We start from the raw sequence: 10,846 nt of genomic DNA, 5'->3' as shown, positions 1-10,846 counted from the left end.
AGCAAGAGAAAAAGGTCGTTCATGCATCTGATGAAGTCCCCAATCGAGTAGGAGCCAGTGAAAAAGGTCATTCATCCAACTGATGAAGCCCCCAATCGAGTAGGAGCAAGAGAAAAAGGTCGTTCATGCATCTGATGAAGTCCCCAATCGAGTAGGAGCAAGAGAAAACGGTCTTTTTGAAAACTGATGAATGCAAAAATGATATCAGTAAAGCGCAGCAAAGTCCTGCTTTATAGTATTATTCATAGTATGTCCATTGACGAACGCCTACCTTTTTGAAATTTTTGCTCAGTATCCTGCGTATTTTCTTTTTTGAATGTATGATTTTACACCAATTTTGAATGGCATTCGTAGTGATTCTTTTATCAGGGAACAGTTGTTTGAATTCCTTCACATTTCTTATTAGTGCCGTTTCAACGGATTCTTCGTATCTGCATTCTTGGCAAATGCATATTTTCCCATTAATGGAAACGGAAATAGAGGTACAGTTCCCGCAAGTAATTCCTTTTTGCAGCTGTTCGTATTGATAAGTAGGCAAAAGTTTAAAAGGAGAGTCTACAATATGGCGGGAAATGATTTTGTCGGCTAACTCTCTGTGTTTTTCATTTAAATTGGAGGAGTTTAGGTTTAGCTTTTTCAAATGTTTGTTAATTTGAGTGGGCAATATAAATGGTTTGTTGAGTGGTGTTTGGTACAAGGTGAACTCGGGGTTGACAAATACGACATTTGCCTTGATGGGTAGGTTGAATCCTATGGTTTGAAGAAACTGGCGGAGTAAGGACTCACTTCTATTCAATTGAATTAAAGGATTATTAATTTCAGCCTTAGGTAATTTGTATAACTTGTCTGATTCGTAATAATAGTCCCCTTCATAATTTTTTACTTCGAACAAATAAATCACATCAGACATAATAATGAGTGAGTCAATTTGTAAGAGGGTGTTATTTTGTTTGAGAAGCAAATCATTTAAGATTAAGCATTCACATTGAAGCTTTTCTGTCCATGAATCAAACAATCGTTCACCTTCATAGCCCTTTTTAAGGGCAAAATAAAGTTGCTCATCTTTGGCTGATAAACTCATTCGAGCGGCTAAGGATTTTAGTATTAATAAATCAATCGATTCAGTACGAGGTTTATAAAGCATTGTCCACATCCTTTCCTATTATAAAAGCTCCAAGTCTATTATAATAGAAAGATGGATGGATATGGCTTAAATATATGAAAATTATAGTATAGATTGCAAAACGCTGCTCATCTATAAAAACTATTGTGTATCTTTTACAATCGATACGCCTATCCTATTTGACTATTTGAGCATCCGGCTGGCAGGACAAATGGTTTCAGAGTTTAGAATGGTAAACTGGTGTCTATACTAGTAGTGAATAAATCAGTGTTGGAAAATAGCCCTTAATAAGTATTTAAATACCAAAAGCAAATAAGGTGAAGGAGCGGGCAAAAAGCACGCTCTTTCACTATTTATTACCTATAGAGAAACATGACTTGACACTGTCGCAATATGCGATAAAATGATTGTTGTTCTTTATTTATGAAATCATAAAAATATTAAATTCCTAGAGCGGTTAGAAGATTTCGAAAGTGTTGGGAAAAAGAAGTTTGCTCAGCCATTGCACCTCTAATCTCCGAACTCTAGAACGGAGGGATACTATGCAAAGCAGGTTGCCATTTGCATTGTCCAAAAGTGAATCTTTTTTTGAAAAATTAAGTGAGTGGATTGGTGATGTTTTTTACGATATATTGCCGGAAGCTGGCTTTGAATTACGTGACGAACAAATTTTTATGGCTTTTCAGGTGGAAAAGGCATTTAAAGAAAAGAAGGTTATCTTTGCAGAAGCAGGTGTTGGAACAGGAAAAACCCTTGTTTATTTGCTCTATTGCATTGCTTACGCTCGATATGTAAATAAGCCTGCGATTATTGCCTGTGCGGATGAAACATTAATTGAGCAGCTTGTGAAAAAAGAGGGGGATATTGCCAAACTTGAAAAAGCGTTAGGATTAACAATTGACGTTAGGCTAGCGAAATCAAGGGATCAATATTTATGCTTAAATAAGCTTGATCGGTTGATTGCAACGGAAGATATGGATGCATATAACGCCATCCATGATAGACTTCCAGAATTCGTTCATTCTGGCTCATCCATGCAAATTTTTGAAAAATATGGTGACCGAAAGGAATTTCCAGAACTTCCTGATGAGAAATGGGGAAATATTGCCTGGGATCCACTCCAAGATTGCTTCACATGTGAAAAGCGTCATCGTTGTGGACAAACCCTTAATCGAGACTTCTATCGAAATGCGAAAGATATCATTATATGCTCCCATGATTTTTACATGGAACATATATGGACGAAGGAATCCAGAAAACGGGAAGGGCAGCTGCCGTTACTGCCAGAAAGTTCTTGTGTTGTATTCGATGAAGGGCATTTGCTTGAATATGCTTCTCAAAAAGCGCTTACCTATAGACTAACTGAACAAACACTTGAAACGCTTCTAACAAGATTAATGGAGAATGATGTAAGGGAAAAAACATTAAATATTATTGATGAAGCGATTATTCAAAATGAATTGTTCTTTTCTGCCTTGACGAATGCCTCAACTGTTACTGAAGGGTCGGATAAAAGGACGATTCAAAAAACAGCAGAGGTTACAAAACAAGGAAGAAAACTGCTTGATTTGATAAGTGCACTAGAAGAAGAGCTTGTATTTGAGAGTGAAATGTACGTAATTAATGAGTATGATTTAAAAATTGTTGAAGAATATTTAGAGCAGATTTCTTATTCATTGTCTCTTTTCTTAAAGGATTTAAACGGGATAACGTGGTTTGAAGAACATGATGGGGAAAGAACACTTGTGATTATGCCGCGAATGGTTGAAGATATTATGAGAGAAGAAGTCTTTTCGCAGAAGAAACCTTTCATTTTCTCTTCAGCTACCTTATCAGAAAATAAATCATTTGATTATATGGCAAAAAGCCTTGGGATTGACAATTACTTATCTTTTTCTGTTTCCTCTCCATTCGAATATGAGGAGAACATGGTCATTTCCATGCCAAGTTTTTCAGAAAATGATGCAGCAGCTAAAATGCAATATGTCCAGGAGCAAATTGAAAAATCAGAAGGAAGAGCATTGGTGTTATTTACAAATAAACAAGAGCTGCAAAGCTTTAAAAAGTATATAACTGGAAAGACAAAACTTTCTTTATACTTTGAAGGGGATGCAGAAATTAGCACATTAGTATCCAATTTTCAAAATGAGGAGCACTCTGTTCTTTGTTCTGTTCATCTATGGGAAGGGTTGGATATTCCAGGAAGATCACTAGAAAATGTGATTCTATTTGCATTGCCTTTTCCGCCTCATGATCCGGTTTTTACAGCAAAGCGAGAAAGTGTGAAAGATTCTTTTAAAGAAGTTGATTTGCCCTATATGCTCCTTCGCTTAAGACAAGGAATTGGCCGATTAATTCGAACGCATGAGGACAAAGGAACCGTTCATATTTTAATGAGGGACAATGAAAATCAAGAAGTAATTGAGTTAGTGAAAAGTGTTCTGCCTACTGCATTGTCGATGAAATAAGAAAATCCCCTCATTGTGAGGGGATTTTTAATTAACGTCCAATTTGTTTTAATCCATCCGGAGTCATTTTTTCAGGTGACCAGGCAGGATCCCATACGAGATTAACCTCTACCTTCAAGATTTCCTCCATCTCTTCAAGACAGTATCTTACACCGCTTGTAATGCTGTCATGCAAGGGACATCCAGGTGTTGTTAATGTCATTGTAATGTAAACAGAATCTTCTTCAGGAAACTCGATATCATAAATTAATCCTAAATCAACAACATTTATATTAAGTTCAGGATCCATTACTCTTTTTAAATTTTTTAGTACTTTTTCCTTTAATGTCATGATTAACCCTCCTATTTAGTAACTACTTTAGCAATAGCAAAACAGAATAAGAAGCAAGCGATTGTAAATAATAGCTGACCAGTAATGAATACTGCTTTGCTGCCGATGAAAAGAGAAAGAGCTACACCAAAGATTCCGACTACTAGACATACAAATACAGGTGTAGATGCACGATCATTAACCATATCCTTAAGTGCGGGAACATCCTTTTTTCCAATTTCCTTACTGTACTTTGCTGTCCACCATAAAAAGGGGACAATTTTATATAAGTAGCCAATGATACTAAAGGCAATCCAAAAGAAAAGATACATCATTAATAAAGGGCCAACCACTTTTGAGAAAACACCGGTTAGTGCTGTAATAAACGCAGCCAAGTGAATCAACCCGCCGCATAAAATGGCAGTCAGTGCAAAGGTAAACGAGCGGTCAAGCTTCTTTTTTACCCTTTTCTTTAGGATGATTGAAATATGATAAATAAATATCGCAAAACCAATAAGCTGCAGCAATAGACCAAATGTCAATGTAACATTAGACTCGGTAAAGAAGGAGACAATTGCAACAAGTAATCCTCCAGCATAAAACGGATAAACCAACTTCGCTGGCTTCATGCTATACCCATGGGATAGCGAGAACATCGGCACCATTTTATATGAAAAGCCAAAGATTAGCATCGTAAACCAGCCAGCCGTTCCAAGCAGTAAATGGCTTTTAAAGATCGCAAAATAATAATCGGCAGCTGCACCTGATTTCATACTATAAAGCATGGTGATACCGAGACCAATGGTTAAAAGCAGACAAACTAATGCGGTGCCAACATATAAGGTTAAAATAGTTGGCCTTGCTTGTTTACGCAAGGTCATAAACATCTGAAATAGGAACATGAGTATCCCAATTAATGTAATGATTCCCGGAATGAGCGCGTTTTGTGGATCATGAAACAAGAAATGCGCAAAAGCAAAAGTTCCGATTGCAGTCACACCAAATTGAATAAAGCCAAATGTTTCATTCCAAATGGGGGTCAGAAAAGCAACGGGAACGAGCTGGTACATGGCTCCCATCGCAATCATTAGCGCCCAGCCTAAAATGAACAAATGAGCTGCCGACCAGATGCCTGGGACACGGAATTGGCTATCCATTAAAAAATCACTTTGAAACAAGAGTAAAATCTGAGATGCCATCAAAGCGGCCATGCTGACAAAAATAAAAGAAAATGGGAGTTTGATATTTGTCTCATTGGCAGAAGCTGAGGGAACCATTTTCATCACCTTCTTTATTTAGTTATCTCAATTAAATAACTTCCATCTTCCCGTTCAGATGTTTTATGTTTGTATCCTTTTTCATCTAATTGTTCATATAAAAACATCGGTCTTCGGTCATTAATAATTGATAATGTCCCGCCGGCGGGCAAAGATTCCAGTGCATCAAGCGTCCTCATCATTGGCTGGGGGGGTTCTAGCCCTCGATTATCTAGAATCATAGTTACTACCCTCTCTTCGTAAAAGTAACTTTCCAATGTTTTTTCTCTATTTCTTCAGCTTCATGCTCAAACCCTTTTGCTTTCAAAACAGTAAATAGGGGAGCAGGCTTAAAGGGAGCGTGTAGGATAAAAACATCTCCTTTTTCCAATCCATTTATTGCCTGCATGATCTTTTGAAAAGGCTCTAATTTGTTTTTTATATCTTCCCTAACATCTAGTTCAATTACTTTATTTGCCATTTTCACTCTCTCCTTCACATATAAAATAGGTAATTATAAAATTTCTTGTTTAAGACCGTCTCGATTAACTAGAAAGAATCCCTCTTCGTCTGTTAACAAGAAATCCTTTTTCCTTAATTGGCTGATTGTTCGACTCACGGTTTCCCTTGAAGTTCCTATCATATTTGCTAGCTCACGATTGGTGAAATGAGTAGTGATTTTATATAAATCATCCAATTTCATTCCATTAGTTTTGCATAGCCTGAGAAACAACATAATAATTTGCTCATACGTATTATGAAGAATTTGTTCTTCCAGCCGATTTTGTAAATCGACAATCTTTTCCCCTAATACCTTGAATAACTTAATGCAAAGCAATGGGTTGGAAAGAAGGATTCTTTCAAAATCCTCAATGGGGATTGTTATTAATTGTGCTTCTTCTATCACTTCCGCATGTGCTGGATAGTTCCCTTGTCTAAAAAAGCCGGCGTGAGGGAACATTTCTCCGGCTTCTAAAACAGAAACAATTTGCTCTCTGCCTGATGTATCTGTTTTATAAATCTTTATTTTTCCTGAATGGATGAAGAACACGCGATCAAGCGGATCCCCCTGCATGAATACATACAATTTATGCTTGTATAGACGGGTTTGGGCTATATCTATAATATGTGAAAGCTCCTCTTTCTCTAAATCTTTAAATAGAGGAACAGCTTTGAGGCGTTTTTCAATATCCTCAATTCTCAATTAGTTCACCTTCTTACAATTTTCTATCTTAATATGAACCAAGTGTAGCATGATATTTTGGGAGAATAAGTGACCTGAATCATAGGAAATAAATATTTTGATTCTCATTCTCAACTAAGAATAAGCAAAAAAAGAAATCCACACTTAAGTGGATTCCTTTTCTTCCGCGCAATCAAAACAGAGTGTTTGTTGCTTTTCCGTATGGATACCATTGAAAAAACCATCGATACAATAGAGGTCCTTCCCGCATAAGTCACAATTACTTACGAGCTCTCTCAAAATGATCACTCCATTCGTTCTTGTAAAGCTGCTTTTCTTTTAAAATAAATGAACATCCAAATGCTGTTAGCAAATAATAGGCAGGCAGCAATAACAAATCCAGTACCAAATGAAACAGATAGAATGCCTGTTAATGATGACCCCGCAACAACACCTAGTGAGAAAAATGCGTAAAACAGCCCAAAAGCTTTTCCTCTTTTTTTCTCATCCGTTTGTTCAACAAGCATAGCGGATATAGAAGGAAATAAAAAGGCAAAGCCAGCACCGTATAAAATCATACAAATGAATAGAAATGGAAGGGAAGCCGCTTTGCTTAATAGAATAAGAGCAGCACCAATGATTGTCATACCTAGAACCATCGTATGGTGATGCTGATATTTATCAAATAGCCGATTGGTCGGCAACCCAAAAATTAATATGGCAGTAACTCCAAATGTACTTAGCAGCATCCCGCTAAAATGTGTCCCATAGTTGAGTGATTCAACCTGTAAAGGCAGCATGTAAGCTAAGACGCCTTGTGCGAACATTAGAGAAAAAGCACCAATGAAGCAAAAGACTATCGGAGTCTTCAAAATGGAAAACACCGTATGAAAAGAAGATTCGTCTTTTCTGTTTATTGACACAGATCGATTGGGCAAAACGAATGCTGAACAGATAGCAATCAGGAGCATCACACCGGCGATAATAATAAATACCCATTCAATATTGTATTTGGATGCGACAATTCCTCCAAAAGCTGGGCCGATAATAGCAGATACACCAACTGCAACACCAGAAACGGCCATTGATTTCCCTTGCTTTTTTTCCGTTCCTCTATTTGCAAGTACAGTAAATGCAGCTGGTACAAGAAATCCGCTAAACAAACCATGAAAGAATCTTACAATCATTAACTGGCCAGGTGTAGTAACGATTGTATAAAGAAGCAAAATGGCTGCAGTTAGGGAAAAGCCGAATAGTAAAACCCTCTTCCCTCCTTGCTTATCAATCCAATAACCGGCCAAAATATTACCAAACATATTTGAGAATGAGTACATACCGACAATTAAGCCAATGAAAGCGGGTGATGCACCTAAGCTTTTAGCAAAAGGACTCATGATCGGCAATTGGGAGAACATATCGAAAAAAGAAACCAATACAATAATTAAAATAAATTGTTTCATATAACTAATCTCTTCCTATTATATAAATTTCCTTATCTCTATTATAACTGTTTCAAAAAAATAATACGACGATTGTCCCTAACAAGCTAATATTTTAGCTGTGGGGGAAATATCATAGGCTAAATGTGACCCCTCTCACTAATAGATTTCCGGTAATTATATAAAATGAGGTTATTAAAAAAGATTAGGGGGAAAGAAACATGAAAGAATTTGCTCAAACAATCCATGCACCTGATTATCCGCCGAGAGAAAAACATCCAACGATTTTTAAAGCATTCGATTCATTGCAATCAGGCGAGTGTATGCAATTAATCAATGATCACGACCCTAGACCGTTACAATACCAATTTATGATGGAAAGAGAAGATCGATTTACTTGGGAGTATCTTGAAGAAGGTCCTGATACTTGGAGAGTAGCCATTGGAAAAAAATAAGCATATGATTCATTATATGGAACGAAAGAGGACAACAGATAAAAGGCTGTTGTCTTTTTCCATTTTTCAAAAGAATATGATAATATAAAAGAGCGTAAATGAAAATGAGGGGGAACATGAATGAGCGAGACTGTAAAACTAGTAGAAAAAGAGTTTTTGGATTACGTGAAAAAGATGGAAGCATATAAAGAAGCTCTCGGATTAATTTATTGGGATTTACGGACAGGGGCTCCAAAACAAGGGGTGGAACAACGCTCAGAAGTTATTGGCATGTTATCCACTGATGTCTTTAAAATGTCTACATCAGAAGAAATGGAATCATACATAGCAGAATTAAGCAGCAATGAATCAATTCTATCTGAGATTACAAAGAAAACATTGCTTGAATGTAAAAAGGAATATGATCTCAATAAGAAAATTCCTGCTGAAGAGTATAAGGAATATGTCATTCTTCAGTCAAAAGCCGAAAGTGTTTGGGAAGAAGCAAAAGCAATATCTGATTTTGATATGTTTCGCCCATATCTTGAGAAGCTTGTAGCAATGACAAAGCGTTTTATTCAGTACTGGGGCTATAAAGAAAATAAATACAATACATTATTAGATATGTATGAACCTGGTGTAACGGTGGAAGTGCTTGATAAGGTATTTGGACAATTAAGAGAAAAAATTGTACCGCTTGTACATAAAATTTCACAATCAGAGCATAAATTAGAAACAGATTTTTTATTTGAGCATTTTCCAAAAGAAAAACAGCGTGACTTTAGTTTGAAAATTCTTGAACAAATGGGCTACAACTTTAATGCTGGCCGCCTAGATGAAACAGTCCATCCATTTGCAACGGGGCTAAATCCTGGAGATGTCCGTGTAACAACCAAATATGACGAAAACGACTTCCGGACTGCCGTATTTGGTACGATTCATGAAGGCGGTCATGCATTATATGAACAGAATATCTCAACGGATTTAATTGGCACACCATTATGTGATGGAACCTCAATGGGAATCCATGAATCACAATCCCTATTCTATGAAAACTTCGTTGGACGGCATTACTCTTTCTGGAAAAAGAATTATGACTTACTAAAAGAGCACTCTACAGGGCAGTTTGATGAAGTTAGCCTAGATGATTTTTACAAGGCAATAAATGAATCGAAGCCTTCTCTCATTCGGATTGAAGCAGATGAATTAACCTATCCACTTCATATTATTATTCGTTATGAAATTGAAAAGGGCTTGTTTAATGATGAAATTGAAGTGAAGGATCTTCCTGAAATTTGGAATAAGAAATATGAACAATACTTAGGTATTAAGCCAGAAAATGATGGGCAGGGTGTTCTGCAGGATGTTCACTGGTCAGGCGGAAGCTTTGGATATTTCCCTTCCTATGCATTAGGGTATATGTATGCGGCACAGTTGAAGAATGCCATGCTGCAAGACATACCAAACTATGATCATCTTTTAGAAGAAGGAAATTTGCTGCCAATTAAAGAGTGGTTTACTGATCATATTCATAAATATGGAAAAATGAAAAAACCGCTTGATATTTTAAAAGAGGTGACCGGTGAAGAATTAAACGCAAACTATTTAATTGATTATTTGTATGAAAAATATAGCGATGTATATCAATTAAACTAACATCGATGAAGGGGATGACTTTTGTCATCCTCTTCCATCATATATGGAGAGAATGTCTTGAAGAAAATTTTGCCTTATATCATGATTGCAACTGGAGCAAGCCTTTGGGGAATGATTGCTGTCTTTGTTAAGGGATTGGGAGCATATAACTTTACAGCAATGGAAATTGTGGCCATTCGAGTGATCTTTGCTGCGTTTTTTTTGCTTATTATAGGTATGGTCCGCTATCCGAAGGAGATGAAACTGAAACAAATGAAAGATGTCAGGCTGTTTGTCGGGACTGGCATCTTGAGTATAGTCTTTTTTAATTTTTGTTATTTTACAACTATTAGTCAAATGAATATTTCTGTTGCAGTAATTCTTCTTTATACATCACCTGCCTTTGTAACAGTCCTTTCCTTTATTTTTCTAAAAGAAAGCTTAACTGTAACGAAGATTACCGCTGTGGCAGGGACCATTATTGGCTGTATTTTAATTGCGGGGATAACGATGGGAGAGAGCAATATTACTGTTATCGGAATTATCACTGGATTAGGGTCAGGACTTGGGTATGCATTGTACACGATATTTGGTAAGTTTGCCCTGAAAAAATACGAGCCATTCACGATCACACTTTATACGTTTCTTATCGCGGCAATTGCACTTATTCCGGTAACTAAGCTTTGGACTAAGCTTGATCTATTATTGGATATAAATGTTTTAATGTATGGGGTGGGCTTAGGGTTAATTCCCACTGTACTAGCTTATTTCTTATATACTTGGGGACTTGAGAAGACAGAGGGAAGCAAGGCAGCTATTATTGCCACAGTAGAACCAGTTGTTGCAACCATTTTAGGCGTATTCCTATATGGGGAAAAGCTTGGGATTTTTCAGATGATTGGTGCTCTATTAATTTTGGGATCTGTATTAATTGTTAATATCTCATTCAGAAAAAAGGGCTTGAATCAAAGTGGAAAAACGGATATGACACAGTAAAA

At 36.7% G+C, this 10,846-nt stretch carries 11 protein-coding genes; 4 read left to right on the top strand and 7 right to left on the bottom strand.

Features of this window, described 5'->3' with window-relative positions:
- Window positions 1-238: 238 nt before the first annotated feature.
- Complete coding sequence (locus RUH74_RS12120) at window positions 239-1,144, bottom strand: nuclease-related domain-containing protein (RefSeq protein WP_313800566.1); 906 nt, start codon at window positions 1,142-1,144, stop codon at window positions 239-241.
- Window positions 1,145-1,665: 521 nt separating this feature from the next.
- Here RUH74_RS12120 and RUH74_RS12115 point away from each other — a divergent pair.
- Complete coding sequence (locus RUH74_RS12115) at window positions 1,666-3,591, top strand: ATP-dependent DNA helicase (protein ID WP_313800565.1); 1,926 nt, start codon at window positions 1,666-1,668, stop codon at window positions 3,589-3,591.
- 31 nt (window positions 3,592-3,622) lie between these two features.
- Here the strand turns inward: RUH74_RS12115 and RUH74_RS12110 are convergent, their stop codons facing one another.
- The 6 genes from RUH74_RS12110 to RUH74_RS12085 form a co-directional block, all read right to left on the bottom strand.
- Window positions 3,623-3,922 carry a metal-sulfur cluster assembly factor gene (locus tag RUH74_RS12110; protein WP_313800564.1) on the bottom strand — a complete coding sequence of 100 codons (300 nt, stop codon included), beginning with the start codon at window positions 3,920-3,922 and terminating at the stop codon, window positions 3,623-3,625.
- Window positions 3,923-3,933: 11 nt separating this feature from the next.
- Complete coding sequence (locus tag RUH74_RS12105) at window positions 3,934-5,178, bottom strand: hypothetical protein (protein WP_313800563.1); 1,245 nt, start codon at window positions 5,176-5,178, stop codon at window positions 3,934-3,936.
- Between the two features lie 14 nt (window positions 5,179-5,192).
- Window positions 5,193-5,399, bottom strand: coding sequence for a DUF2249 domain-containing protein (locus RUH74_RS12100; protein ID WP_313800562.1), 207 nt, complete (start codon window positions 5,397-5,399; stop codon window positions 5,193-5,195).
- A gap of 5 nt (window positions 5,400-5,404) precedes the next feature.
- Window positions 5,405-5,638: a DUF2249 domain-containing protein gene (locus tag RUH74_RS12095; RefSeq protein ID WP_313800561.1), complete on the bottom strand. Its 234-nt coding sequence runs from the start codon at window positions 5,636-5,638 to the stop codon at window positions 5,405-5,407.
- Window positions 5,639-5,671: 33 nt separating this feature from the next.
- Entirely contained in the window at window positions 5,672-6,361 is a 690-nt protein-coding gene (locus RUH74_RS12090; protein ID WP_313800560.1) for a Crp/Fnr family transcriptional regulator, read from the bottom strand.
- 284 nt (window positions 6,362-6,645) lie between these two features.
- Entirely contained in the window at window positions 6,646-7,800 is a 1,155-nt protein-coding gene (locus RUH74_RS12085) for an MFS transporter (protein WP_313800559.1), read from the bottom strand.
- A gap of 200 nt (window positions 7,801-8,000) precedes the next feature.
- On the opposite strand from RUH74_RS12085, the gene RUH74_RS12080 reads away from it, so the two are divergent.
- The 3 genes from RUH74_RS12080 (at window position 8,001) to RUH74_RS12070 (ending at window position 10,844) form a co-directional block, all read left to right on the top strand.
- Window positions 8,001-8,234 (top strand): DUF2249 domain-containing protein, encoded by a 234-nt coding sequence (locus RUH74_RS12080; RefSeq protein ID WP_313800558.1) that lies wholly within the window; start codon window positions 8,001-8,003, stop codon window positions 8,232-8,234.
- A gap of 120 nt (window positions 8,235-8,354) precedes the next feature.
- Window positions 8,355-9,869, top strand: a complete 1,515-nt coding sequence (locus RUH74_RS12075) for a carboxypeptidase M32 (RefSeq protein ID WP_313800557.1) — start codon at window positions 8,355-8,357, stop codon at window positions 9,867-9,869.
- A 57-nt stretch (window positions 9,870-9,926) separates the two neighbouring features.
- Window positions 9,927-10,844 carry a DMT family transporter gene (locus RUH74_RS12070; RefSeq protein WP_313800556.1) on the top strand — a complete coding sequence of 306 codons (918 nt, stop codon included), beginning with the start codon at window positions 9,927-9,929 and terminating at the stop codon, window positions 10,842-10,844.
- The last annotated feature ends 2 nt before the right edge of the window (window positions 10,845-10,846 follow it).

This window comes from Cytobacillus sp., from assembly GCF_032154635.1.
In the GTDB taxonomy this organism is placed as follows: domain Bacteria; phylum Bacillota; class Bacilli; order Bacillales; family Cytobacillaceae; genus Cytobacillus.
The sequence above is the reverse complement of the archived record's forward strand: the minus strand, read 5'-3'. Positions and strand labels throughout refer to the sequence as shown.

Bases quoted from the DNA above. Each gene is read 5' to 3' on its own strand.
- RUH74_RS12095 (WP_313800561.1), bottom strand. From the start codon at position 5,638: ATGGCAAATAAAGTAATTGAACTAGATGTTAGGGAAGATATAAAAAAC.
- RUH74_RS12080 (WP_313800558.1), top strand. From the start codon at position 8,001: ATGAAAGAATTTGCTCAAACAATCCATGCACCTGATTATCCGCCGAGA.
- RUH74_RS12075 (WP_313800557.1), top strand. From the start codon at position 8,355: ATGAGCGAGACTGTAAAACTAGTAGAAAAAGAGTTTTTGGATTACGTG.
- RUH74_RS12120 (WP_313800566.1), bottom strand. From the start codon at position 1,144: ATGCTTTATAAACCTCGTACTGAATCGATTGATTTATTAATACTAAAA.
- RUH74_RS12110 (WP_313800564.1), bottom strand. From the start codon at position 3,922: ATGACATTAAAGGAAAAAGTACTAAAAAATTTAAAAAGAGTAATGGAT.
- RUH74_RS12085 (WP_313800559.1), bottom strand. From the start codon at position 7,800: ATGAAACAATTTATTTTAATTATTGTATTGGTTTCTTTTTTCGATATG.
- RUH74_RS12115 (WP_313800565.1), top strand. From the start codon at position 1,666: ATGCAAAGCAGGTTGCCATTTGCATTGTCCAAAAGTGAATCTTTTTTT.
- RUH74_RS12105 (WP_313800563.1), bottom strand. From the start codon at position 5,178: ATGGTTCCCTCAGCTTCTGCCAATGAGACAAATATCAAACTCCCATTT.
- RUH74_RS12100 (WP_313800562.1), bottom strand. From the start codon at position 5,399: ATGATTCTAGATAATCGAGGGCTAGAACCCCCCCAGCCAATGATGAGG.